Below are 24,210 nucleotides of genomic sequence, written 5' to 3'. Positions count from 1 at the left end.
CGCTCAGGCGGGGCGCCGCCGCGCGCCGCGCCCCAGCAGCAGCCCGGCGAGGATCAGCGCCAGCGCCGCAAACAGCTGCGGCGGCAGCGCCTCGCCCAAAAGCGCGGCGCCGAACACCACCGACCAGACCGGCACCTGGTAGTTCACCGTCGACAGGAAGGCAGGCCCGGCGCTGCGGGCAATCTGCACCAGCAGCACCTGCGCCAGGGCCGTCGGCAGCAGCCCGAGATAGACCACAGCCGCCAGCGGCACCGGCCCGGGCATCGCGGGCACGCCTTCGGCCCAGAGCGCCAGCGGCAGCATCAGCGCCGCACCGCAGATGAGCGCTGCCGCCGACAGCGCCAGGAGGTTCACCGCCGGGCACAACCGGGTGATGATCGAGCCCGCCGCATAACACAGCGCCGCCCCCAGGCAGGCCAGCCGTGCCAGGGATTCCAGATCGCTGCCCGCCGTCCGCAGCGCATCCAGCCCGATCAGCACCACCACCCCGGCAAAGCCGGTCAGGAAGCCGAGGGTGCGCCGCGGCGTCATTTGCTCGCCCGGCACCAGCAAATGCGCCAGCGGCAGCACGAAAAGGGGCACCACCGCCATGCACACGCCGGCAAAACCGCTGGCTACATAGGTCTGCCCCCAGCTGAGCAAGGTGAAGGGCAGGGCGCCCGAGAACACTCCCATGCCAAGGGCGCAGGCCCAGATGATGCGCCCCTCGCGGTGCCTGGGCGAGGGCAGGGCGATCCCGAGGGCGCGCAGCACCGCGAGCAGGCACAGCGCTGCCAGGGTGATCCTGAGCGCGGCAATGGTCATCGGCGGGACGCCTTCAAGCGCCAGCGAGACCGCCATGAAGGAGGCACCCCAGATCACGCCCAGCAGCAGAAGCTTGGTCCAATTGGCAGTGCCGGGGGAATTGGCCATGGCAAAACATCCTGTTTGAAAAAACACCAATGAAAAAGGGCGCCCCGAAGCGGAGCGCCCTGCAGAGGAAGAAGGCTGCGGACAAGTCCCGCGGGCGCCTTAGTTCTTCTCTTTGTCGACCATCTTGCCGGCCGAGATCCAGGGCATCATGGCGCGCAGCTTGACGCCGGTTGCCTCGATGGCGTGCTCGTCGTTGGCGCGGCGCGACGCCTTGATGGTGGGCTGGCCAACGGCGTTCTCCAGCATGAAGTCACGCACGAACTTGCCCTGCTGGATGTCTTCCAGAACCGCCTTCATGCGGGCCTTGGTTTCGTCGTACTTCAGGATGCGGGGGCCGGTCACGTACTGGCCGTATTCCGCGGTGTTGGAGATCGAGTAGTCCATGTTGGCGATACCGCCTTCATAGATCAGGTCGACGATCAGCTTCACCTCGTGCAGGCACTCGAAATAGGCCATCTCGGGGGCGTAGCCGGCTTCCACCAGGGTCTCGAAGCCGCAGCGGATCAGCTCGACCAGGCCGCCGCAAAGCACCGCCTGCTCGCCGAACAGGTCGGTTTCGCATTCCTCGCGGAAGTTGGTCTCGATGATGCCGGAGCGGCCGCCGCCGATCGCGGAGCAATAGGACAGCGCGGTTTCCAGCGCCTTGCCGGAGGCGTCGTTGTGCACCGCCACCAGGCAGGGCACGCCGCCGCCTTTGGTGTATTCGCCGCGCACAGTGTGGCCCGGCCCCTTCGGCGCCATCATGATGACGTCAACGCCTTCCTTCGGCTCGATCAGGCCGAAATGCACGTTCAGACCGTGCGCGAATGCGATGGCCGAGCCGGGCTTGATGTTGTCGTGGACGTATTTCTTGTAGGTCTCGGCCTGCAGCTCGTCGGGCATGGTGAACATGATCACGTCGCACCAGGCCGCGGCTTCGGCGATGCCCATCACCTTCAGGCCTTCGCCTTCGGCTTTCTTGGCCGATGCGGAGCCTTCGCGCAGCGCCACGACAAGATTCTTGGCGCCCGAGTCGCGCAGGTTCAGCGCGTGGGCATGGCCCTGGGAGCCGTAGCCCAGGATCGCCACTTTCTTGTCCTTGATCAGGTTCACATCGCAATCGCGGTCGTAATAAACGCGCATGATCCACGTCCTTTCGTTTGGTGTTTGACGACATCATAGGCAAAGGGGCGGTAAATGGGACGGGAGTTGCGCGCGAAATTTCGCCAAAGTTTGCCTTGTTCATTCGTACTTTGCTATGATATCGGTGTATTCATGCTCGATGACCTCGATAGGCGCATTCTGCGCCACCTCCAGGGCGACCCGGCGCAATCGATTCCGGACCTGGCCGACCGGCTCGGCCTGACCGCGTCCCGTCTGGCCCGGCGGCTGGAGAAGCTGCGCGACACCGGCGTGATCCTGGGCCAGCGCGCGGTGATCAACTGGCGCGCGCTTGGCTACGAGGTCGAGGTTTCGCTCCGGGTGACGCTCGACAAGACCAACCCGCGCGCCTTCGACGAATTCATCGCCGCCGCCCGCGAGATCCCCGAGGTGCTGGAGATCCAGACCTTCCTCGGCCAGGTCGACGTGCGCCTGTCGGTGATCGCGCGCGACATGCCGCACTACCAGGACATCTACCGCGCCCGCATCCTGACCCTGCCGCATATCTCGGATATCGAGGCCTTGATGCATGTCGCCCGCATCAAGTCGGACGAGGCGCTGCCGCTATGACCCAGCTCGACGCCCTCGATTTCGCGCTGCTGAAAGCGCTGGCGCAGGATGCCACCCGATCCGCGGGCGCTTTGGGCCGCGCCCTCGGGCTCAGCCAGCCCGCCGCCTGGCGCCGAATCCGCCGTTTGCAGGACGCAGGTATCATCGCGGGCCGCAAGCTGGATCTCGACAAGGAGAAGCTGGGCTTTGGCGTCACCGTCTTCCTCGGGGTGAAGCTGGCCGCCAAGGGCCGCGTCAGTCTCGAGGATTTCGAGCGCGCCGTCTCCGCCATCCCGGAGGTGCAGACGGTGGAGCATGTGCTCGGCATGTATGATTACCGCCTGCGGGTGACAGCCCGCGACATCTCCGATTTCGAACGCGTCCTGCGCCGCCGCATCATGACGCTGCCCGGTGCCGGCAACGTGGAGGCCAACGTGCTCCTCAGCGAAGAGCGCCGCCCCGGCCCGCTGGGCTAAGGTCCCCAAGCGGTCCAGGGCGCAGCCCTCTGGCGTAAAACCGGATATTTTCTGCCGTTCCGGGGCTGTCTTTTCCGCTCGGCTCCGCCAATATCGCGGCGAACGCCCGGCCGTCCCTGCAGCGGCCGCCAAAAGACAGGACAAAGGAGGCCGCAATGGCATTGCTGGACACCGTGGACCCGGAAGGTCTGGAAGAATTCTCGGTGGTTTTCACCGACCGCTCGCTCAACCACATGTCGAAGGCCTTCCAGGCGGTGATGCTCGACATCAACACGATGCTGAAGGAGGTCTATACGGCGCAAGCCGTGGCGCTGGTGCCCGGCGGCGGCACCTACGCGATGGAGGCGGTGGCGCGCCAGTTCGCCCGCGGCAAATCGGCCCTGGTGGTGCGCAACGGCTGGTTCTCCTACCGCTGGAGCCAGATTTTCGAGGCAGGCGGGCTCACATCGTCCTCCACCGTGATGAAGGCGCGCCAGACTGGCAACGGCAGCCCGGCCCCCTTCGCCCCTGCGCCGATCGAAGACGTGGTGGCTGCCATCAAGGAGCAGAAGCCCGATATTGTCTTTGCCCCGCATGTGGAAACCGCCGCGGGCGTCATCCTGCCCGACGATTATGTCACCGCCATGGCCGCGGCCGCGCACGAGGCGGGCGCGCTGATGGTGCTCGACTGCATCGCCTCCGGCTGCGCCTGGATCGACATGGCAGCGACCGGCGTCGATGTGCTGATCTCGGCGCCGCAAAAGGGCTGGAGCGCCACCCCCTCGGCAGGCCTCGTGATGCTCTCCGGGCGCGCGGTGAAACGCCTGGACGAAACCGCCTCCGACAGCTTTGCCCTCAACCTCAAGCAATGGCGCGCGATCATGCAGGCCTACGAGGACGGCGGCCACGCCTATCACGCCACCTTGCCCACGGACGCGCTGCGGGCCTTCCGCGACACTATGCTGGAAACCCGCGAATACGGCTTCGAACGCCTGCGTGAGGCGCAGTGGAAGCTCGGCAACGGCGTGCGCGAGATGCTGAAGAACAAGGGCGTCACCTCGGTCGCCGCCGACGGCTTCGGCGCGCCGGGCGTGGTGGTGAGCTATACCAGCGATCCCGATGTGCAGAACGGCAGCAAATTCGCCGCCGAAGGCCTGCAGATCGCTGCGGGCGTGCCGCTGCAATGCGGCGAGCCGGCCGATTTCCGCACCTTCCGCCTCGGTCTCTTCGGTCTCGACAAACTCTACGACGTGGACGCCACGCTGGCCCGCCTCAAGGCCGCCGCCGACAAGGTGCTCTGACCTTCCCAGAACGGGCGGGGCTACTTTCTGACCATAAATACCCCCGCCGGAGGCACCGGCTTTCCTGCACAGGAAAGCCGGTTTTCCTTACTTCACCCCCAGCCCCATCTGCATCAGCGACTTTCGCACCGGTGCCAGCGAATAGAGCGCATTGAGCCCGCAGGCGCGCAGGTCGCGCAGGGGCCGCGGGGCCAGCATCGAGGTGCGGTTCAGAAGGTCGATGCCCTTCACCCGCATCAGGATGTCGCGGTGGCGGGCGCGGTGGTAGGCCTCCAGCATCTGCGCATCGCCGAGACCTTCGGGGCGGGCTTCGGCCAGCTCCAAGAGGCAGCGCAGATCGCTCAGCGACATATTGAGTCCCTGCGCTCCGATCGGCGGCACCACATGGGCGGCTTCCGCCATCAGCGCCAGCCGCTCGCCATTGAGGCGCGCCGCCGACTGGCTGATGATCGGCCAGATAGTGCGGCGCGAGGCCAGCTTCAATTCCCCCAGCACACCGCAGCTGCGCCGGGTCATCGCGGCCTCGAAATCCTCCACCGGCATCTCCAGCAGCGTCTCGGCGCGGGCATTGCGCTCCATCCAGACAATCGCGGAGGAGGGGTGCCCCTCGTGATCGGGCAGCGGCACCAGCGTGAAGGGTCCGCCGGTGCGGTGAATCTCGGTTGAGACATTTTCGTGCGGCACCGGGTGGGTCACCGCAAAGGCCAGCGCCTTCTGACCGTAGCGCGTGGTCCTTACCGGGATGCCCGCGGCCTCGCGCATCGGCGAGTTGCGCCCGTCGCAGGCCACCACCAGCCGCGCTTGCACCCGGGCGCCATCGCTCAAGGACACCCGTGCATCCCCGGTGCGCGTGAACAGCCCGGTGGCGGCGGTGCCCAGCCGCAGACCGGCATTGGGCAGCTCCTCAAGCCGTGCCAGCAACTCCCGCCTGAGCAGCCAATTTGGCAGATTCCACCCGAAGGGCTGGCCGGAGATGTCGGCGGCGTTGAAATCCTTCACCACCCGCAGCTCCGGCACCGCACCGCCGGCATCGCCGATGCGCATCACCTGCAGGGGCGCGGCATGAGGCGCCAGCCGCGTCCAGAGCCCGCAGCGCTCCAAGAGCGCGCGGGCCGGTTGCAGCACGGCTGTGGTGCGCAGGTCGGCGCCCTCGGCATCGCGCGCGGTCACCGGCGCCGCCGGGTCGGCGCAGATCACGCGAAAGCCCGCGGAAGCAAAGGCGGCGGCTGCGGTCAGCCCCGCGATACCGCCGCCGGAAATGAAGATGTCGCAGCTTTCGGCCATGTCTCTGCCCTTTCGTTCCGGGTCATGAGATAGGCCCGCAGCCCCGGCAATGACAAGCGGCAACCTGCCGCGCTGCGCGCTTGGGGGCGGATCAGCCCCGGGTGATGGTGATCAGCAGCGCGAAAATCACCGGCACCAGAGCCAGTGCAGGCAGGTAAAGCGCCGGCAGGCCGAACAGCATCACCGCGCTGGCCCAGAGGCTCAGGCCGGTTGCCAGCGCATAGTAGGCGTTCTCGCGCGGGCCGTAAGCGATCTCCTTGGACATCCGTCCCAGAAGCGGCACCGAAAACAGGAAGCGCTGGGCCGGGCTCAGGCGCCGGGGCAGGGTATAGGCAGGCATAGAAGGCTCCACGGTTGCTGTCGCGGGGCATATAGGCAGTCTGAGATGCCGCCAAAAGGCGCATTTCGCCGCAGCGGCACAGGCGGGCTGCGCAAGCGGCAGACACCCGCCGCCGCGGAGCCTCTGGCCTCAGATGATCTTGGCCAGAAAACCCGCCAGATCGTCGGAATGATGGTGGATGTGCGGCGCCTCGAACGGTTCCGGCGCCACGTGCACCGTGCGCATCCCCATTGCATGCGGGGCGGCGAGGTTGCGCGGGTCATCCTCGAACATCGCGGCCTTGCCCGGGGTGATCCCGGCCTGCGCAAACACCCGGTCAAAGGCGCGCCGCTCGGGCTTGGGGTGGTAATCCGCGTGTTCCACCCCGAAGATGCCGTCGAACAGCCCCTCCAGCCCGCGCGCCTTCAGTACCCGGCGCGCGTAAGGGGCGGAGCCGTTGGTATAGACGATCTTCCGGCCCGGCAGGCTGCGGATCCCCGAGGCGAGGGCCAGATCCGCTTCCAGGTGGTCGAGGGTGATGTCGTGCACCGCCTCCATGTAGGGCACCGGGTCCAGCCCGTGCTCGCGCATCAGCCCGGCCAGGGTGGTGCCATGCTCGCGCCAGTAATGGCCGCGCAGCCGGTCGGCCTCAACCCGGTCCACCGCCAGCGCCTCCATCACGTAAGCCGTCATCTTCACCTCGATCTGGTCGAAGAGGCGGGCCGACGGCGGATAGAGGGTGTTGTCGAGATCGAAAACCCATTGGCTGACATGCGAGAAAGACTGTTTGACCATGGTGAGCGGTGTAAGGGCGCGGCGGCGGATTGGCAATGCAAAGCACGGGCCGCGGCGCGGCTCCGGCGCGCGAAGCGCGCGCAATTGCCCCGGCGGGCTTGATTGGCGGAAACCAGCCTGTAGAGATGGGCAGACGCAAGATGACAGGACCTTTTATGAACCAGAGCCGCAACAGCCAGACCGACGCCTATGCCCTGATCCTCGAAGCGATCGACTCCGGGGTCTACAAACCGGGCGACCGGCTGGTGGAAAGCGACCTGGCAGAGCGCTTCGGGGTCTCGCGCACACCGATCCGGGAGGCGCTGCAGCGGCTGGAGACGCAATCGCTGCTGGAGCGCGACGGGCGCTCGCTGATCGTGGCCTCGCTCGACCACAACCAGATGGCCGAGCTCTACGTGGTGCGGCGCGAGCTCGAAGGGCTGGCGGCGCGGCTGGCAGCGCGCCACGCCACCGAGGAGGAGATCCGGGTGCTGCAGGAGATGGTGGAGGCAGATGATGCGCTGGTCGGCAACCCGGCGGAGCTGTCGAAGGCGAACCGCCGCTTTCACGAGCAGATCCACCTGGCATCGCACAACCGCTACCTGGTGCAGCAGCTGGACCTCGTGCACCGGACCATGGCGCTGATGGCGACCACCTCGCTTGCCGCCGAGGGGCGCAGCGAGATTGCCCAGTCCGAGCACAAGGGCATCGTCGACGCCATCACCCGCCGCGACGAGGAGGCGGCGAGCCAGGCGCTGAAGGAGCATATCTCGATTGCCTTCATGACCCGGCTGAAGCAGGACGCAGGCGGGCGCGGACGGCGCTGAAGCGCCGCCGCCGCCGCTTCACCGGCGGCGGCAGCCCATGCGCGGTCTTGTCCCAGAAGAAGGGGCAGGCCAGCAGCTCGTACGCTGCCTTCAGCACCGCCACCGCGCCGAGCGGGAAATAAAACAGCAGCGCCGGCGCCCAGAGCGCCAGCCCCGGCCGTCCCGAGACAAAGGCGGCAGTGACCGCAATGGCCATGCCCAAAAGCTCGAAGGCGACAAGCGCCAGCGCCGCCAGCGCCAGGAAGGCAGGCGGCAGCAGCCCGGCGCTCGGGTGCGGCAGCCCGGCCGCGATCAGCCAGAAGGACCACAGGAAGGGCGCGAACAGGAACTGCCCCACCGTGCCGAGGAAAAACGCCTGAAACCCCAGGAAGCGGCGCCAGCCCAGATCCGCCAGCAGGCGGCCCGGCGCGCGCATGTGCACCAGATAGGTGATCATGAAGCCCTTCAGCCAGCGCGAGCGCTGCTTGATCCACGGCCAGAGGCGGCAATTGGCTTCCTCGTAAGTGGTGGATGCCAGCATTTCGGTGCGGTAGCCCGCGCGGCAAAGCCGCACGCCAAGGTCGGCGTCCTCGGTCACGTTGTGGGCGTCCCAGCCGCCGAGATCCTCCAGCACCGCGCGGCGGATGAACATTGTGGTGCCGCCGAGCGGCACTACCAGCCCGAGCCGCGCGATGCCTTGCAGCACGATGCGGAACCAGCTTGCATATTCCAGCGTGAAACAGCGCGCGATCCAATTGGCGTGCGGGTTGTAATAGTCGAGCACGCCCTGAAAACAGGCGGTCTGCGGCGGCGCCGCTGCAAAGGCGCGCGCCACCTCGCGCAGCTGTCCGGGCTCGGGCGCGTCTTCGGCGTCCCAGACCCCGATGAGGCTGCCGCGGCAGAAATCCAGCGCATAGTTCATCGCCCGCGGCTTGGTGGTCAGCCCGCCGCAGCCCGGCACCTCGATCACCCGCACCCAGGACGGCAGCTCGGCCCCCTCCAGCGCCCCGCGGGTGATGGCGTCATGCGCCTCCAGCACCAGGATCACGTCCAGTAGCGCGCGCGGATAGTCGAGCCGCCTGAGCCGTGCCAAGAGCGCCTTGCTGATGCGGGCCTCCTCATAGAGCGGCACCAGGACCGAGATCAGCGGCAGCGCATCGTCTCTGACCGGCGCGCGCGGGGCGATGGGGCGCGGCTTGCGCGGCCGGGCGGCGGCGAGTCCCGCGGCTTTCAGGAGCGAAAACAGCAGCACCGAGAGCAGCGCGAAGGCGCTAAACCCGGTGAACACAAGAGCCGGGAATTGCCAGGCCGCCAGCAGCGCGGGCATCAGGCTTGCCGCCGCCACGGGCTGCCAGCGCGGCAGGGGCAGGCTGCGGCAGCTGAGCCGCGGCGGCACCCGGCAATTGGCCTGCCGCGCCAGTCCGGAGCCGAACTGCCGGGTCAGCAGCGCGGTGATCTGGGCTTCGCTGGCCAGCACCGGCACCACTTCGGCGAAACTCTCCTTGAGCTCGGCCTGCAGCGCCGCAAAGCGGTCCGGGCGGGCCGTGGCGATGGTCACGGCCGGGCCAAACTGAGCAAGGGGCAGGGCGCAGTGACGGAGCCAGAACTGCGGCGGCCGGCGTGCCAGCAGCCGCTGCGGCGGGGTCCGGCCGGAGAGATCGGCGTGCCGCAGCCCGTTCTGCCGGGACTGGCCGGCGCGCCGCTGTTCGGCGCCGGCCTGGCTTTCGGCGGCCGGGCCCCGGCCCGCGGCTGCCGTTTGATGCTGGCGCAGCACCAGCGCCCGGACTGCGGCGGCGCTGCCGCCGGCACCCGCACCGGCGCCGGGGCTGCTGCGGGCGCGGCCGGCCCTGCTCACTCCGCCGGGATCCGGCGGCCGGAGCGGCGGGTATTTGCCCTGATCCTTTTGCTGCATGCCTCCGCCCGTCCGCCCCGGAAAAATACTCTTGGAGGGCAGGCTTGCGGGCGCGGCTTAAGAAGTGGTTAACGCGCTGTTAACCACCCGTCAAAGTACCTCGGGCCGGGGATTTTCACGCGGATTTGCGCTCCGCCATCGCCTCGGCGAAGCGTTCGAACAGGTAGAAGCTGTCCTGCGGGCCGGGGCTGGCTTCCGGGTGGTGCTGCACCGAATAAACCGGGCGGCCGGAGAGGCGGATGCCGCAGTTGGAGCCGTCGAACAGGGAGACATGGGTCTCTTCGACGCCCTCCGGCAGGCTCTGGGCATCCACAGCGAAGCCGTGGTTCATCGAGGTGATCTCCACCTTGCCGGTGGCGTGCTCCTTCACCGGGTGGTTGGCGCCGTGGTGGCCGTGGTTCATCTTCACAGTCTTGGCCCCCAGCGCCAGCGCCAGCATCTGATGGCCAAGGCAGATGCCGAAGACTGGGATGCCGGTCTTCAGGATGTCCTGGATCATCGGCACCGCATATGCGCCAGTCGCCGCCGGGTCGCCGGGCCCGTTGGAGAGGAACAGCCCGTCGGGGTTATGCGCCAGCACCTCCTCGGCGGTGGCGGTGGCGGGCAGCACGGTCACATCACAGCCCGCCGAGGCCAGACAGCGCAGAATATTGCGCTTGGCGCCGTAGTCGACCGCGACCACCTTGTGCTGGGGCGCCTCCTGGCGGCTAAAGCCCTCCGGCCAGGCCCAGCGCATCTCGTCCCAGCGGTAACTTTGGGCGCAGGAGACATCCTTGGCCAGGTCCATGCCCTCCAGCCCCGGCCAGGCGCGGGCCTTGGCGACCAGCGCCTCGATGTCGAAATTGCCCTCCGGGTCATGCGCCAGCGCCACATGCGGCGCGCCCTGCTGGCGGATCGCCCGGGTCAGGCGGCGGGTGTCGATGCCGCCGATGGCGATGCGGCCGGTGCGCGCCAGCCAGGCCTTCAGCTCTTCCGCCGCGCGCCAGTTCGAGGCCGGCGCCGGATCCCATTTCACCACCATGCCCGCCGCTTTCGGATCGCCGGTCTCGTCATCCTCCGGCGTCGTGCCGGTGTTGCCGATATGCGGGAAGGTGAAGGTGACGATCTGGCCCGCATAAGAGGGATCGGTCATGATCTCCTGATAGCCGGTCATCGCGGTGTTGAAGCAGAGCTCGGCCACGGTCTCGCCGGTGGCGCCGAAGCCGGTGCCGTAAAAGACGGTGCCATCGGCGAGCGCCAGGCAGGCGGTGGGCTTGGACGGGGCAGATGCGGCCATTGCGCGAGTCTCCATGCGGGTGAAATCCATCGGCTTTTAGGGGGCGGGGTGGCGCGGGTCAAGCCTGCCGCCGTGCCGGGCAGGGGCGGGGCTGAACATCGGCTGGCGCCGGGGGGTAACGCCGGGGCCGGCGCTGGGGGCGGCACTGGCTTGACGCGGGGTCGGCGCGGCGCTGCCGGGGCGGTGAGCTTGCGCTGGGGGGGCAAAATGGCTAACCATCGGTGTCCGGCAACCACAAGGATGCTCAGAAAGATGGATACGCAAACCCGGGTCAACCAGGCCCTGAAGCTGGCGATGAAGGACAAGGCGGCAGACCGGCTGTGTACGCTGCGGCTGATCAACGCAGCGATCAAGGACCGGGAAATCGCCGCCCGCGCCGATGGCGAGGAGGGCGGCATCGGGGATGAGGAAATCCTTGCCATCCTTGGCAAGATGACCAAGCAGCGCAAGGAAAGCGCGCGCGCCTATGAAGAGGGCGGGCGGCTGGACCTGGCCGAGCAGGAACTGGGCGAAATCGCCATCATCGAGGAGTTCCTGCCCAAGCAGCTGAGCGACGAGGAAGTCGAAGGTGCGGTGAAGGCGGCGGTGGCGGACACCGGCGCCGAGTCGATTCGCGACATGGGCAAGGTGATGGCGGCGCTGAAGGCGAAGTACACCGGCCAGATGGATTTCGCCAAAGCGGGCCCGCTGGTCAAAGACCAGCTCTGCGCCCAGGGCGGCTGCTGACGCCGTGTAGATTTTGGTTGCCTGCGGCGCGGGTATTTTCAGTCCGAAAGTGGCACATGCGCCGCGCCCCGCGCGCGGGGTTTTTTTACTGTTGCGGGGCAGCGGGTGCCCGCTGGTCCCGCGCGGCGGGGTTTCCTCCATGGGGAACCCGCACGGTCCGCAGCCACTTTCTGACTGCAAATACCCATAGCGACGGGAACTGCCCGCGGATCCTGCGCCTATTGCGCGGGGCATTCGCCGCCGCGGTGCGGTCGCCGGTGTCGGGTTCAGCGGGCGAAGGCGGCCTTGAGGTCGCCGTAGAGGGCCAGGCGTTCCGCCTCGCAGAGGAAGGCGCCGATCTCGACCTCGCGGCCGCCGCCTTTCAGTGTCACGTAATTGGGCACCGGACCGTCGTCCCGGTGCAGCTCGACACTGGTCCAGTAGCGGTTGCACTGCCAATTCTGGGTGCCGCGGGCAGTTGAGCGCTCCAGCCGCGCGTCGATTGGGCCGAGCGTGAGCACTTCCAGGATCTGCCGGTCGCGGCGGCTGCGGTCGAGCGCGAACTTCATGCCGAACAGCGCCAGCAGCACGAAGGGCAGCAGCCCCCACAGCACCAATGACCCCAGCACCGCGATCAGCGGCACGCAGATCAGCGCCGCGGTGGCGCCGAGGAAGCGCACATAGCCCTGCGGCGCCAGCGACTGATGCGGCCAAAGGTGCAGTTCACGTTCGCTGCCGGGCTGCGGTCGGGTCCAGCTGTAGGGCATGGCGGGCTGTGTCCGGAAGGTAGGTCCTGTCCTTAAAGATGTGGCAGCGCGCGGCCGTGTCCACTGCCTGCGGTGATGGCGGGTTCCGAAGAAAAAAGGCCCCGGAGCAGCTGCGCCGGGGCCTTTCCTGATCTCAGTATCTCACGCTGCTCAATGCGAGTGCGAGCGGTCCCATTCTTCCTGCTTGGGCAGGATTTCGAAGGTGTGCTCGGGCGGCGGCGAGGGCAGGGTCCATTCCAGCGTGTCCGCGTATTCGTTCCAGTAGTTGTTCTGGGTGACGCGTGCGCCGCGCAGCAGCGAGTAGATCACCACACCAAAGAACAACAGGAAGGAGGCGAAGGAGATGAACGCACCGATCGACGAGATCTTGTTCCAGAAGGCAAAGCCGTCCGGGTAGTCGATGTAGCGGCGCGGCATGCCCTGGCGGCCCAGGAAGTGCTGCGGGAAGAACGTCAGGTTGGCGCCGATGAAGAACAGCCAGAAGTGGATCTGGGCGCCCAGTTCGTTGTACTGGCGGCCGGTCATCTTGCCGAAGTAGTAGTAGACGCCCGCAAAGATCGCAAACACGGCGCCAAGCGACATCACGTAGTGGAAGTGGGCAACCACGTAATAGGTGTCGTGGTAAGCACGGTCCACGGCGGCCTGGCTCAGCACCACGCCGGTCACGCCGCCGACGGTGAACAGGAACAGGAAGCCGAAGGCGAACATCATCGGCGCCTTGAACTCGATCGAGCCGCCCCACATAGTGGCGATCCAGGAGAACACCTTCACGCCGGTGGGCACCGCGATCACCATGGTGGCGAGCATGAAGTAGGCCTGCTGGTTCAGCGACATGCCGACGGTGTACATGTGGTGCGCCCAGACCACGAAGCCCAGCACGCCAATCGCGATGATCGCCCAGACCATCGGCAGGTAGCCGAAGACCGGCTTGCGCGCGAAGGTGGCGATCACGTGGCTGATGATGCCGAAGCCGGGCAGGATCACGATGTACACTTCCGGGTGGCCGAAGAACCACAGGATGTGCTGGTACAGGATCGGGTCGCCGCCGCCAGCCGCATCAAAGAAGGTGAAGCCGAAGTTGCGGTCCATCAGCAGCATGGTGATGGCGCCGGCCAGCACCGGCAGGCTCAGCAGGATCAGCCAGGAGGTGACGAAGATCGACCAGGAGAACAGCGGCACCTTGAACAGGGTCATGCCTGGGGCGCGCATGTTCAGGAACGTGGTGATCATGTTGATCGCGCCGAGGATCGAGGACGCGCCGGAGACGTGCACGGCGAAGATCGCCAGATCCATCGAGTAGCCGCCTTCATTGACGCTGAGCGGCGGGTAGAGAACCCAGCCGACGCCGGAGCCCAGCTGGTCATTGCCGCCCGGGGAGACAACCGAGAGCACCGCCAGCGAGGTGCCTGCGACATACATCCAGAAGCTGAGGTTGTTCATCCGCGGGAACGCCATGTCCGGCGCGCCGATCTGCAGCGGCATGAAGTAGTTGCCGAAGCCGCCGAACAGCGCCGGGATCACCACGAAGAACATCATCAGGATGCCGTGGGCGGTGATCATCACGTTCCACAGATGCCCGTTCGGGGTACATTCCGCAGAGGCATCCGCAAACAGCCGCGCGCCCTCCTGGCACATGTACTGGACGCCGGGGTCCATCAGCTCCAGCCGCATGTAAACGGTGAAGATGACGGAAATGAGACCTGCGATCGCCGAGACGATCAGGTAGAGAATGCCAATATCCTTGTGGTTCGTGCTCATGAACCAGCGGGTGAAAAAGCCGCGGTCGTCCTCGTGGCCGTGACCATGAATGGCTGCGTCTGCCATTTAGGTGCCTCCTGTTGCATAAACGAAAGGCCACGGGGAGGAACTCCGGGCGGCCTTAGACTCATGCGGGTTTTAGAGCGGGGCGCCAATGCCTTCAATGCCGGAGTTTGATCTGGCTCAAGAATAATTGCCGCAGGCGGGGCGGGACAGCGCGGGCGCAAATGGGCTCCGGGCGGCCGCCGGGCTTGACCTCCGGGCAGCCGCCGCGCACAACCTGGGGCAACCGCCGGGCTGCGGCGCGGAACGGGCGGGCGGGATTTGCCTGCGCTTGCTGGCCGCCGCAGCCCGGCCCCTGCTGACCGGAACGGAGACAGAGTGATGACCGCCTATGACCCCGACAACATCTTCGCCAAGATCCTGCGCGGCGAGATCCCCTCGGAAACCGTCTACGAGGACGGCGCCACGCTGGCCTTCATGGACATCATGCCGCGCGCCGACGGGCACCTGCTTGTGATCCCCAAGTCGCCCTGCCGCAATCTGCTCGATGCCAGCCCGGAGCAGATCGCCGCGGTGATGGCAACGGTGCAGAAGCTGGCGCGGGCGGTGCAGCGGGCCTTTGGCGCGCCGGGCGTCACTGTGCAGCAGTTCAACGAGGCGGCCGGCGGCCAGGAGGTGTTCCACCTGCATGTGCACGTGCTGCCGCGCCGGGAGGGCGACAAGCTGCGCCCGCCGGGCCAGATGGGCGACAAGGAGCAGATCCGCCAGCAGGCGGCACAGGTCCGCGCGGCGCTGGCGGGTGACGGCCAGGGCTGACCGCAAGGGTCGGGGCAGCCCGCGGCGGCGGACTGGCGCCGCTGCGAGTTCTATTTAGGGTTGTATTTATTTAAGTCCTTGTGTATCGGTGATTGAAATACCTTAAACTTACAATTTCTAAAGCTATTCCTTCTTGCTGGCGGCTTTACCCGCAGGTGACCAGGCCCGGACCGGTCTTGACGCTCATGTGTAAGGCCGGTGGGTGGTGTATTTGTCCGTGTCCACGTTTCAGCCAGAATTGCCCCGTCCCGCGGAAGCGGCAGGCCGGCGCCCGCAAGCGGCGGGTGTGCGGTGCTGTCCTGCTCGCATCCGGCGGAGCGCCCGGGAAGGCGGTTGAACATCTTTGGGGGCATCTGTGTCGCTCTTCTATCCCGGTCCGGCGCTGTCTCATGACCAGATTGCCGCTGCCATTTACGAAACCATGATACGGCCCGAGCAATTCGACCGCTTCTCTCCGTTCCAGCAGCCCGGCGGATCGAACGCCTGCGGCGGCTGGCGGGTGACGCCGGAGCTGCCGAAAGCGGCGCCGGGCCTGCAGGCGCATTTCGGCCGCGCGCGGGAAATCCAGGACGGGCAGTGGGTGCGCGCCGGGCGGCCGCATCCGCGCGACTTCTACGACGACAACACCCGGGCCTGGCTGCTGGCGGACAACCGCGGCCGCCTGCTGCGGATGTCGCGCCGGGCGCAGCAGCGCACCTGGGGCGGGACCCGGGACCCCGGCGCCGCCATGCAGCTGACGCCGGGCAGCCGCCGCCGCTGGGGCGGCTTTCTGGAGCGGCTGCGCGGCAAGGAGTTCAACTGGAACGATGCCGTGGTCCTGAAAACCGCAGAGCCCGCGCGCAAGGTTCTGTGCCGCCCGGTCTGGTCCGGTGCCGGGGAGGCGGTGCCGGTGGCCGCGATGGCGGAACTGCTGGAGTTCGAATGGCATTCCGATGCCGTGGCGCGGGCGGCCGGCGCCCTTGGCCTTGGCGGCTCCGACCTGGCGCCGCTGCGGGAGCTGATGGCGGGGGCGGAGGCGCCCGGTGCAGAGGCGCTGGCGGCGCTGGACCGGATCGCGGCCCGGGCCGGGGCGCCGGGCGTGGCCGAACTGGTGCGGCTGGTGGCGTTCCTGCTGCAGGAACAAGCGGGCGATCTGGCCATTGCCCGCGGCGAACGCCTGCCTCCCAGCCGGGAGCTTTTGGGCACCGGCGGCCAGCGCACTCAGTATTTCCGGCTCGGCGCCGACACCGGGCGGCCGGTGATCTATGTGCACGGGCTGCTGGACGTGATCGCCCCGGTGCAGCGGCTGCAGCCGCGCTTGCGGCATCTGGGGTTGCGGGTCTATGCGCCTCTGCGCGGCGGCTATGGCAGCTCCAGCCCGGTGCCGCCAGGCCAGCGCCCGGTGGAAGCTTTCATGCAGCAGATCAAGACTCTGATCCTGGAGGAAAACCTGCAACGGCCGATCCTGCTGGCGCAGCGCGGCGGCACGCTGTTTGCCCGCGCCGCGGCCGAGCGGCTGCGCGACCGGGTGCCGGGGGTCGTGGCGGCGGCAGCGACCGGGCCGATGCTGCCGGACCAGCCGCCGCCGAAGCTGAAGGGTTTCAGCCGTGCGGCGGTGCTGCTCGCGGACCATCCGCCACGGCTGCTGCCGTGGCTGGTGACCGGCTGGCCCGGCGGCTACGAGGCCCTGCTCTACGCGCAATCGGCCGAGGGCAGCCACGAGCGGCACCTGCTCGAACAGCTCGACCTGCGCGGCGTTATGAACCTGAGCCAGGAGCTCTTCCTGGCCCAGAAGGGGGCCGGGTTCGCCGCCGATTTGCCCGTGTTGCGGCACGGCGCCGGCGGCGGCAAGGGCAACGGTGCGGGGCCGGGCGCCGGGGTGCGCTCTGTCTACCTGCACGGCGGCGACGACCGCACCACGCCGCTGGACCGGCTGCGCGCGGTAATACCGGGGGAGGACGGAAGCCAGCTGCGGGTCTGCCGCGACGCGGGCACGCTGCTGCTCTATACCTTCCCGGAACTGGTGCTGGAGGCGCTCAGCGGTTTTGCCGCGCCGGGGCGGAGCTAAGGCGCGCCCGCGCGGCGCCGCGGCCCCCGCGCTCCGCCCCGAAGATCACTCCGCTCCGAAGACCTGCGCAAAGCTGCGCTTCAGCGCCACGTCGACATCCGCCATTGTCACCGGCAGGCCGAGGTCGACGAGGCTGGTCACCCCGTGCTCGCGGATGCCGCACGGCACGATGCCGGAGAAATGCGACAAATCCGGCTCCACGTTGATCGAGATGCCGTGGAAGCTCACCCATTTGCGCAGGCGGATGCCGATCGCGGCGATCTTGTCCTCGGCCACCGCGCCGGAGGGCGCGCGCGGCTTTTCGGGCCGTTCCACCCAGACGCCGACCCGGCCTTCGCGGATGCGGCCCTGCACGTTGAACTCCGCCAGCGCCGCGATCACCCATTGCTCCAGCTGCGCCACGAATTGCCGCACGTCGCGCCCGCGCGCGCCCGCGTTGAGCATTACATAGACCACCCGCTGTCCCGGCCCGTGATAGGTATACTGGCCGCCGCGTTTGGACTCATAGACCGGGAAACGGTCCGGATCGGTCAGATCCTCGCGCCGGGCCGAGGTGCCGGCGGTATAGAGCGGCGGATGCTCCAGCAGCCAGATGCACTCCGGCGCGGTGCCTGCCGCGATGGCGGCGGCGCGCGCCTCCATGAAGGCGACCGACTCCTCATAGCCGACCGGCGCCTCCGACGTGATCCATTCCACCATGGCAGATGCTGTCCTCTTCTATGCCTGCGGGCACAGGTTCTATCCCTGCGGGCGCTGCTGGGTGCAAGCTACCGTAAAAACCCTAGGTCCCGGCCGCCCCCGTGGAGTATCCTGATTCCGCAGTCTGTTTCCATAGGAGCGAGTATCATGTTTACCAAGCCGCTCAAGCCGGCCGTGGCTGCCGCTTTCCTGGCATCCTCGGCCGCAGGTCCTGCCGTTGCGGACGATCTCGGCGCCGCCATCGTCGGGGGCGTCATTGGCGGCGTCATCGTCAATGAGATCCACAAGAACAAGCAGCGTCAGCGCGCGCCCGTCAAGCGGACCTACCGCAAGGCGCCGGCTTATTCCGCCGCCCGGGCCGAAAACCGCGAAACCCAGGTGGCGCTGAATTATTTCGGCTTCCCGGCCGGCACCGCCGACGGCATCCTTGGGCGGCGCTCGCGCGCGGCCATCGCGCAATACCAGGGGCACATGGGCTTCCCCGCCACCGGGCGGCTTTCGCCTTACGAGCGCGATTTCCTTGTCACCTCCTACAGCCGGGCCCAGATCGGCGGCCCGCAGGTGATGCAGGCGATGCAGGCCCCTTCGGGCGTGCGCGGCCTGCTGCACCGCTGGCGCAACGAGGCCACGGGCGGCCACGGCGGCGTTGTGGCGGGCTATGGCGCCGGGGCGGGCTATGGCGGGCTGCCGCAGGAGGTCAGCCAGGCGGTGGACGAGATCGCCGCCAGCAGCGAACCCTCCGCCCAGCAGCTGTTGCAGCGCAGCGGGTTCCTGCAGCTTGCCGACCTCAACGGCGACGGCCGCAACGACTATCTGATCGACACTTCCGCCTCCGGCAGTGCGTTCTGGTGCGGGGCGTCGAAATGCTCGGTGATGGTCTTTGCCTCCACCCCGCAGGGCTATCAGCGCAACGACTTCCTTGGCCACGGGGTGACGCTGGCTGATTTCACCTGCGAGCGCGGCAATTGCCGGATGCAGCGGGCCGGCGCGGGTGAAGGGCAGTTTGCCTTTGCCGCGCCGGGCGCCCCTGCAGGCTCGCTGCAGCCCGGCCCTGCGGACACGATGGCCGCGGCTGCACCCCAGGCCGGTGCCTTCCCGAGCGCGCCCGCGCTGGGCGCGCCGGCCTTGAACGCGCCGGCCCTGAACGCGGCGGCTCTGAACGCTCCGGCGCTTGGCGTTCCGCTCCCCGGACCGGCAGAACCGTCCGGCGCCGGAGAGGATACCAGCGGGCAGGGCGGTCTCCAGGAGGCCAGCACTGGCCCGGCGGCAACCGCCCCCTCCGGCAGCCTGAGCGGCATCACTCTTTTTGCGCCGCCCGCTACCCAGTCCGCACCCGCCGCCTCGCTCACCAGCCATTGCGGCAAGGTGAACCTGGTCACGGCCACCAACGGCGGCTTCGTGACGGCGGCCGCCATGACCGATCCGGAACTGGCGCTGGGCGAGCAGTTCTGCCTTGCCCGCTCTTACGCGCTGAGCCGGGGCGAAGCGCTGGCCGCAAAGGTCCTGGGGCTGGATCAGGCCCATACCGATACCCAATGCGACGCCTTCGGCCCGGCCCTGGAGCCGGTGCTGGCAAGGCTTCACAGCGCAGAAAGCGCAGCGGTGATGCAGGACGTGCAGGTCATCGTGCAGCGGGCCCGGATACCGGCGCAGCAGCTTGCGCATACTGCCGCGATCTGCCTGTTCTCCGGCTACCGGCGCGACGACATGGACGTGGCGCTGGCTGCAGCCCTGCTGCTGACGGTCAGCGGCCAGCGCCCCTATGGCGAACTGGTCGGCCATCACCTGGCGCTGGGCTTCGGCACGCCGGGATCCGCCGCACGGGCAGGGGAGTGGTACGCCATGGCTCAGGACGCCCTGGACGGCGGAGCCCGGCCCGTCTTCGCCCCCGGCCAGCCTGAGCGCAGCGGTGTGATCCGGGCCGCCACGGCGGCGCTGGCGGGCACAGTGCCGGTGCAGCCGGTCCCGGCCGCAAGCCAGGCCGCCATTCCGGCGCCCGGCCAGCCTGCCGGTGCAAATCCCGGCGCAGCGCCGGCTGACTTCCCCGCCGCCGGCCCGGCGCCGGCCACCGGGCTGCCGTCTTTCGCGGCCGACTGAACCGCCGGGCCAGGTGCGCCACAGGCGCCCCTGCGTCCCGCTTCCGTTCAAGAGGAAGCGGGGCATCGGGCTGGCGTGTCTGCCCCGGCCAGCTCCCGGCCGGAATGCCGCATTGGCCGCGTTGATCCGCCCGCCGCTTCCCGGCACGTAACCGGCGGGAATCCCGCTGGTTTTCCCAGCTTCGCACCAATGGCGGCGGCGCTGCCGGCATTCTTGAAAAAAATGTTATTTTCGGCTTCACATCCCCTGCGCGCTGGTCTATACGCCGCTACACCAAGCCTAAGACAGTGCGGTCGTGGCGGAATTGGTAGACGCGCAGCGTTGAGGTCGCTGTTCCTTAACCGGAGTGGAAGTTCGAGTCTTCTCGACCGCACCATCTGGCCCCCGGGCCAAGAGATTATCCCACAAGACAAGCAGTCCCGCGGCGTCTAGCGCCGGACGGATATCCGTGCCCGCCGTTCCTGCATGAAAGTGCGGGCTTGGCGGCTGGCCGGATACCGGGGCGGTTCCGCTGCTTCCCGCTCGCGGGCCGCGTCAGGCAAAGCGGTTCGGGGTGAAGGGGCGCATGTCGGTGTTCATGGGGTGGCCAGCGATCAGCCCGGCCACCATCCGCCCGGTCTTGGCGCCGCCGGTGAGACCGATATGGTGGTGCCCGAAGGCGGCAAAGACGCCGGTCGACGCGACCTCTCCGATCAGCGGCAGGCTGTCGGCGGGGGCGGGGCGGTGGCCCATCCATTCCTCGCACCCCTCCGCCTGCATCTGCGGGAAGACCTCGGCCACCTTGCGGCGCAGGAACTCCAAGGGCGCCTTGGAGCGTTCCTCGGTCAGCCCGCCGAACTCCACAACACCGGCGCAGCGCAGGCCCTGGTCCATCGGCGTCGCCACGAACTTGGCGGAGGCCAGCATCATCGGGTTCCGCGGCAGCTGGCTGGGGCTGCGGAAGGTGAGGTGGTAACCGCGCTCGGCCTCGAGCGGCACCTTGAGGCCCAGCTTCCGCATCAGCGGCTTCGACCAGACCCCGGCAGCCAGCACCGCGGCGGAGCATTCGAACCGGCCCCCGCTGGTCTCCACCGCGGCAAGGCGGCCGCCGGAAAGGTCGAAATCCTTGACCTCGCCCTGCACGAACCGCCCGCCCATCTCCTGCAGCAGCTGCACCAGGTCCTGCACGTAAGCCGCAGGATTGAGGATGAAGCCGTGGTTCTTGTTGACCGCGAGCAGCTGGATCGTCTCCGACAGGATCGGCTCCTTCTCCTGCACCGCCGGGCCTTCGATAATCTCGGGGATGAAGCCGGCCTCGCGCCGCAGAGCCCAGCCATAGGCGTCGGCCTCAAAGGCGGCGCGGCTGGTGTAGGCGAAGTTGTACTCGCACGGCCGCACCCATTTCGCGGCCGGGGTGCCGGCGGTCAGCGCCTGGTGCTGCTCCAGGCTGTCGGCGGTGATATCGATCAGCGCGCGGGCGATGCGGCGGGTGTCGCGGTCGTTCGCGTGGGAGAGGTAGCGTGCCAGCCAGGGCAGCAGCCGCGGCGCATAAGGCCAGCGCAGGAACAGCGGGAACTCCCGGTCGAGCAGGTATTTCGGCCCCTTCAACGCCAGCCCCGGCACGGTCACTGGCACCATCGCGCAGCTCGCCAGCAGGCACGCGTTGCCATAAGACGTGCCCATGCCCGGCGTGCCCTTGTCGATCAGCGTCACCTGATGGCCCGCGCGGGCAAGCCAGATCGCGGCGGCGGCGCCATTGATGCCGGCGCCGATGACAACGGTCTGCGGCACGCTCATGCCGGGCGGCCTTTGCGAAGGGTGAGGGCGGTCATGCGGCGCTCCTGCGTGATGCTTGCGCTGACCATGCACAGCCCCGCGGCGCATTTCAACGCTGGAGTTGCGGTGCACGAAGCCAGCGCCCGGCTCACGCCAGCAGCAGCAGCCAGAACCACACGGTGAAGATGCTGGCCCCGGTGGCGATCAGCACCGACGACGCCGCAACCCGCTTGGCCCGCCCGTACATGTTCGCAAAGATATAGCCGTTAAACCCCGTCGCCATCGCTGCGTTCAAAACCCCCGAGCGGAACAGGTCCTGCGGCAGCGCCAGCGCCGTGCCCATGCTCCAGACGATCGCGGGGTGAATCATCAGCGAAGTCAGGCACACAAACAGGATCGCGCGCAAATCGCCCTCGGGCCGGTAGCGCACCAGGACGCCGCCAAGCGCAAACAGCGCGCCGGGAAGTGCTGCGCGGATCACCAGCTCCAGCGCCTCGTCCACCACCAGCGGGATCGTGAGGCCGGAAAGGTTCACCGCAAACCCCAGCGCGATGCCGAGGATCAGCACGTTGCGGAACATCGCCGTCAGCACCGAGGATACCATCCGCACCCCGCCCGCGCCGCGGTTGCGCACGATCTCCATCACGGTGATGCCGATGCCGTAGCAGAACGGCGAGTGGAAGGCGATGATCGCGTAATTGCCGGTGAGGTTCCCCTCGCCAAAGGCGCGCTCGGTGATTGGCAGGCCCAGCAGGACCGAGTTGGAGAACAGGCAGCAGAAGCCGATGGCGACGCAATCCTCCCAGTCGCGGCGGAAGAAATAGCGCGCGCCGAACAGGCCGATCAGGAAGCAGGTGAAGGCACCGGTATAGAAGCTCGCCAGCAGCGCCGGGTGGAAGCCCGCCGACAGGTCCAGCGTGGCAATCGCCCGGAACAGCAGGCAGGGGATGGCAAAGCCCTGGGTGAACTTGGCCAGCCCGTCGATGTGGCTTTCGCTGAACACGCCCTTCAGCGTCGAAAGATAGCCGGCGCCAATCACGAGGAACACCGGCAGGATGACGTCGATCAGGCTTTGAAACATGGGGCCTCAAAATGCGGCAGCCGCCGGGAGGGCGCGCGGGGCAGGGGCGCCGGCAAGGAAATTCACTCAGTAGAAGTGGCCTCCGCCCGGGCGCGGGCGCGGGCGGAGGCGGCTCAGATCTTGTAGCGGATCACCATGCCGTCATAGGCGGGCGTGATGTGGTCCGGGGTCTCTGCCTCGACGGTGGCGTAATCCATGTCGATATGCATGTTGGTCAGCACCCCGCGCTTGGGCGCCATGCGGCGGAACCACTCCATCGCTTCGGGGTAACTGAAATGGGTCGGATGCGGGGTGCGCCGCAGCGCGTCGAGAATCCAGCAGTCCAGGCCGCGCAGCGCGGGCAGGGCGCTGTCGGGGATTTTCGAAACATCCGGCAAATAGGCGAGTCCGCCGATGCGGAACCCCAGCGCGCCGATCGAGCCATGTTCGACCTCGAAGGGGCGGAAGCCGATCTTGCCGCCGACACCGCTCACCGTGAAGGGGCCGTCGATGCTGCGCAGTTCCAGGATCGGCGGGTAGGGCGAGCCCTCGGGCTGCACGAAAGCATAGCCAAAGCGCGACAACAGGTCGTTCTGGGTATCGCCGTCGGCATAAACGGGGATGCGGGTGCGGGTGTTGAAATAGACCATCCGCAGATCGTCCAGCCCGTGCATGTGGTCGGCGTGCGAATGGGTGTAGACAACGGCGTCCAGCTCGCCGGTGCCGCTGTCCAGAAGCTGGCTGCGCATGTCGGGCGTGGTGTCGATCAGCACCTTGGTGGTACCCTTCGGCCCTTCGCGCTCGACCAGCATGGAGCAGCGGCGGCGCTGGTTCTTGGGGTTCTCCGGGTCGCAATCGCCCCAGTGCCCGCCGATCCGCGGCACCCCGCCCGAGGACCCCGAGCCAAGGATGGTGAAGCGCAGCTCTCCCATCAGGCGGCGGCCTCGTACTGCGCGGCCTTCCGGAACAGCCGGTCGAAATTGGCCTGGGTCTGGGCGGCAAAGGCGGCATACTCCATGCCCAAAGCCTCGGCGCCCGCCCTGGCGGTATGGGCGGTATAGGCCGGTTCGTTGCGCTTGCCGCGGTAGGGCGGCGGGGCGAGGTAGGGCGCGTCGGTCTCCACCAGGATGCGGTCCGCGGGCGCGGCGGCAAAGATCTCGCGCAGCTCGCGGCTCTTGGGGAAGGCCGCAATGCCCGACATCGACAGGTAGAACCCAAGGTCCAACGCTGCCCGCGCCAGTTCGGCGGAGGACGAAAAGCAATGCATGACGCAGGAATAGGCGCCGTTCTTCATTTCCTCCGCCAGGATGCGCGCCATGTCGTCATCGGCGGCGCGGGCGTGAATGATGAGCGGCAGGCCGGTCTCCCGCGCGGCCTCGATATGGACGCGCAGGGACTTTTGCTGCACCGAAGCGCTGTCGGCGGTGTAGTGGTAGTCCAGCCCGGTCTCGCCGATGCCGACAAACTTCGGGTGTTTCGCCAGTGCCATCAGCTCGTCCACCGTCGCCAGCGGTTCGTCAGCGGCGCTCATCGGGTGGGTGCCCGCGGCGTAGAACACCGGCGCATGCGCCTCGGCGATGGCGCGCACCGACGGCTCGTTCCTCAGCTTGGTGCAGATCGTCACCATCCGCGTCACCCCGGCCTCGGCGGCGCGGGCGATCACCTGCTCCAGCTGGCCCTCGAAATCGGGGAAGTCCAGGTGGCAATGGCTGTCGGTGATCCGGGGCGGTGTCTGGGAAGAAGTCTGGGGGGAAGTCTCGGTCATGGGTCCTCTG

At 67.9% G+C, this 24,210-nt stretch carries 22 protein-coding genes and 1 tRNA gene; 9 read left to right on the top strand and 14 right to left on the bottom strand.

Translation table 11 applies throughout. The features are described from left to right. Window positions 1–3 precede the first annotated feature (3 nt). Both ACOHX0_RS05650 and ilvC read right to left on the bottom strand, forming a co-directional pair. Window positions 4–912 (bottom strand): DMT family transporter, encoded by a 909-nt coding sequence (locus ACOHX0_RS05650; protein ID WP_420675709.1) that lies wholly within the window; start codon window positions 910–912, stop codon window positions 4–6. Between the two features lie 99 nt (window positions 913–1,011). Further along, complete coding sequence (gene ilvC / locus ACOHX0_RS05645) at window positions 1,012–2,034, bottom strand: ketol-acid reductoisomerase (RefSeq protein ID WP_420675708.1); 1,023 nt, start codon at window positions 2,032–2,034, stop codon at window positions 1,012–1,014. Window positions 2,035–2,166: 132 nt separating this feature from the next. Here ilvC and ACOHX0_RS05640 point away from each other — a divergent pair, with 132 nt between their 5' ends. From ACOHX0_RS05640 to ACOHX0_RS05630, 3 genes are all read left to right on the top strand, one after another. Further along, on the top strand, window positions 2,167–2,622 hold the full coding sequence (locus tag ACOHX0_RS05640) for an Lrp/AsnC family transcriptional regulator (RefSeq protein WP_420675707.1): 456 nt from the start codon (window positions 2,167–2,169) through the stop codon (window positions 2,620–2,622). Continuing rightward, the gene (locus ACOHX0_RS05635) at window positions 2,619–3,077 is read left to right on the top strand and encodes an Lrp/AsnC family transcriptional regulator (RefSeq protein WP_420675706.1); all 459 of its coding nucleotides are present in this window, start codon (window positions 2,619–2,621) and stop codon (window positions 3,075–3,077) included. Before ACOHX0_RS05640 ends, ACOHX0_RS05635 begins: the two co-directional genes overlap by 4 nt. A 155-nt stretch (window positions 3,078–3,232) precedes the next feature. Next, the gene (locus ACOHX0_RS05630) at window positions 3,233–4,357 is read left to right on the top strand and encodes an aminotransferase class V-fold PLP-dependent enzyme (protein WP_420675705.1); all 1,125 of its coding nucleotides are present in this window, start codon (window positions 3,233–3,235) and stop codon (window positions 4,355–4,357) included. A gap of 87 nt (window positions 4,358–4,444) precedes the next feature. Here the strand turns inward: ACOHX0_RS05630 and ACOHX0_RS05625 are convergent, their stop codons facing one another. From ACOHX0_RS05625 to ACOHX0_RS05615, 3 genes are all read right to left on the bottom strand, one after another. Further along, window positions 4,445–5,641: a UbiH/UbiF family hydroxylase gene (locus ACOHX0_RS05625; RefSeq protein WP_420675704.1), complete on the bottom strand. Its 1,197-nt coding sequence runs from the start codon at window positions 5,639–5,641 to the stop codon at window positions 4,445–4,447. Window positions 5,642–5,732: 91 nt separating this feature from the next. Further along, window positions 5,733–5,981 carry a hypothetical protein gene (locus ACOHX0_RS05620; RefSeq protein ID WP_420675703.1) on the bottom strand — a complete coding sequence of 83 codons (249 nt, stop codon included), beginning with the start codon at window positions 5,979–5,981 and terminating at the stop codon, window positions 5,733–5,735. A gap of 129 nt (window positions 5,982–6,110) precedes the next feature. Then, window positions 6,111–6,755, bottom strand: coding sequence for a pyrimidine 5'-nucleotidase (locus ACOHX0_RS05615; RefSeq protein WP_420675702.1), 645 nt, complete (start codon window positions 6,753–6,755; stop codon window positions 6,111–6,113). Between the two features lie 155 nt (window positions 6,756–6,910). Between ACOHX0_RS05615 and ACOHX0_RS05610 the strand changes: the two genes are divergently transcribed. Beyond that, window positions 6,911–7,561 carry a GntR family transcriptional regulator gene (locus tag ACOHX0_RS05610; RefSeq protein ID WP_420675730.1) on the top strand — a complete coding sequence of 217 codons (651 nt, stop codon included), beginning with the start codon at window positions 6,911–6,913 and terminating at the stop codon, window positions 7,559–7,561. Here ACOHX0_RS05610 and ACOHX0_RS05605 read toward each other — a convergent pair. Both ACOHX0_RS05605 and carA read right to left on the bottom strand, forming a co-directional pair. Further along, window positions 7,515–9,395 carry a glycosyltransferase gene (locus ACOHX0_RS05605; protein ID WP_420675701.1) on the bottom strand — a complete coding sequence of 627 codons (1,881 nt, stop codon included), beginning with the start codon at window positions 9,393–9,395 and terminating at the stop codon, window positions 7,515–7,517. The two genes, ACOHX0_RS05610 and ACOHX0_RS05605, sit on opposite strands and share 47 nt — an antisense overlap. A gap of 172 nt (window positions 9,396–9,567) precedes the next feature. Continuing rightward, window positions 9,568–10,728, bottom strand: a complete 1,161-nt coding sequence (gene carA, locus ACOHX0_RS05600; RefSeq protein ID WP_420675700.1) for a glutamine-hydrolyzing carbamoyl-phosphate synthase small subunit — start codon at window positions 10,726–10,728, stop codon at window positions 9,568–9,570. Between the two features lie 252 nt (window positions 10,729–10,980). On the opposite strand from carA, the gene ACOHX0_RS05595 reads away from it, so the two are divergent. Further along, window positions 10,981–11,454, top strand: coding sequence for a GatB/YqeY domain-containing protein (locus tag ACOHX0_RS05595; protein ID WP_420675699.1), 474 nt, complete (start codon window positions 10,981–10,983; stop codon window positions 11,452–11,454). Between the two features lie 266 nt (window positions 11,455–11,720). On the opposite strand, the gene ACOHX0_RS05590 is transcribed toward ACOHX0_RS05595, so the two are convergent. Continuing rightward, a complete protein-coding gene (locus tag ACOHX0_RS05590) occupies window positions 11,721–12,200 on the bottom strand; it encodes a DUF2244 domain-containing protein (protein ID WP_420675698.1) in 480 nt (159 codons plus the stop codon). Between the two features lie 150 nt (window positions 12,201–12,350). Then, complete coding sequence (ctaD, locus tag ACOHX0_RS05585) at window positions 12,351–14,024, bottom strand: cytochrome c oxidase subunit I (protein ID WP_420675697.1); 1,674 nt, start codon at window positions 14,022–14,024, stop codon at window positions 12,351–12,353. Between the two features lie 318 nt (window positions 14,025–14,342). Between ctaD and ACOHX0_RS05580 the strand changes: the two genes are divergently transcribed. Both ACOHX0_RS05580 and ACOHX0_RS05575 read left to right on the top strand, forming a co-directional pair. Continuing rightward, window positions 14,343–14,777, top strand: coding sequence for an HIT family protein (locus ACOHX0_RS05580; RefSeq protein WP_420675696.1), 435 nt, complete (start codon window positions 14,343–14,345; stop codon window positions 14,775–14,777). Between the two features lie 355 nt (window positions 14,778–15,132). Beyond that, a complete protein-coding gene (locus tag ACOHX0_RS05575; protein ID WP_420675695.1) occupies window positions 15,133–16,824 on the top strand; it encodes an alpha/beta fold hydrolase in 1,692 nt (563 codons plus the stop codon). 45 nt (window positions 16,825–16,869) lie between these two features. Here ACOHX0_RS05575 and lipB read toward each other — a convergent pair whose 3' ends face one another. Beyond that, window positions 16,870–17,523 carry a lipoyl(octanoyl) transferase LipB gene (gene lipB / locus ACOHX0_RS05570; RefSeq protein WP_420675694.1) on the bottom strand — a complete coding sequence of 218 codons (654 nt, stop codon included), beginning with the start codon at window positions 17,521–17,523 and terminating at the stop codon, window positions 16,870–16,872. Window positions 17,524–17,670: 147 nt separating this feature from the next. Here lipB and ACOHX0_RS05565 point away from each other — a divergent pair, with 147 nt between their 5' ends. Together ACOHX0_RS05565 and ACOHX0_RS05560 are read left to right on the top strand one after the other, a co-directional pair. Beyond that, entirely contained in the window at window positions 17,671–19,620 is a 1,950-nt protein-coding gene (locus tag ACOHX0_RS05565) for a peptidoglycan-binding domain-containing protein (protein WP_420675693.1), read from the top strand. A 289-nt stretch (window positions 19,621–19,909) separates the two neighbouring features. Next, a tRNA-Leu gene (locus ACOHX0_RS05560) sits at window positions 19,910–19,996 on the top strand. Window positions 19,997–20,154: 158 nt separating this feature from the next. Here the strand turns inward: ACOHX0_RS05560 and ACOHX0_RS05555 are convergent. The 4 genes from ACOHX0_RS05555 to ACOHX0_RS05540 form a co-directional block, all read right to left on the bottom strand. Then, window positions 20,155–21,396 carry an NAD(P)/FAD-dependent oxidoreductase gene (locus ACOHX0_RS05555; RefSeq protein ID WP_420675692.1) on the bottom strand — a complete coding sequence of 414 codons (1,242 nt, stop codon included), beginning with the start codon at window positions 21,394–21,396 and terminating at the stop codon, window positions 20,155–20,157. Between the two features lie 127 nt (window positions 21,397–21,523). After that, the gene (locus tag ACOHX0_RS05550; protein ID WP_420675691.1) at window positions 21,524–22,456 is read right to left on the bottom strand and encodes an AEC family transporter; all 933 of its coding nucleotides are present in this window, start codon (window positions 22,454–22,456) and stop codon (window positions 21,524–21,526) included. A gap of 113 nt (window positions 22,457–22,569) precedes the next feature. Beyond that, window positions 22,570–23,367 carry an MBL fold metallo-hydrolase gene (locus tag ACOHX0_RS05545; protein ID WP_420675690.1) on the bottom strand — a complete coding sequence of 266 codons (798 nt, stop codon included), beginning with the start codon at window positions 23,365–23,367 and terminating at the stop codon, window positions 22,570–22,572. Beyond that, entirely contained in the window at window positions 23,367–24,200 is an 834-nt protein-coding gene (locus ACOHX0_RS05540; RefSeq protein WP_420675689.1) for a TatD family hydrolase, read from the bottom strand. The genes ACOHX0_RS05545 and ACOHX0_RS05540 overlap by 1 nt, the downstream gene beginning before the upstream one ends. Between the last annotated feature and the right edge of the window lie 10 nt (window positions 24,201–24,210).

The organism is Cribrihabitans pelagius (assembly GCF_048820915.1).
Taxonomy (GTDB): domain Bacteria; phylum Pseudomonadota; class Alphaproteobacteria; order Rhodobacterales; family Rhodobacteraceae; genus Cribrihabitans_A; species Cribrihabitans_A pelagius.
This window is presented reverse-complemented; position numbering and strand designations above follow the sequence as displayed.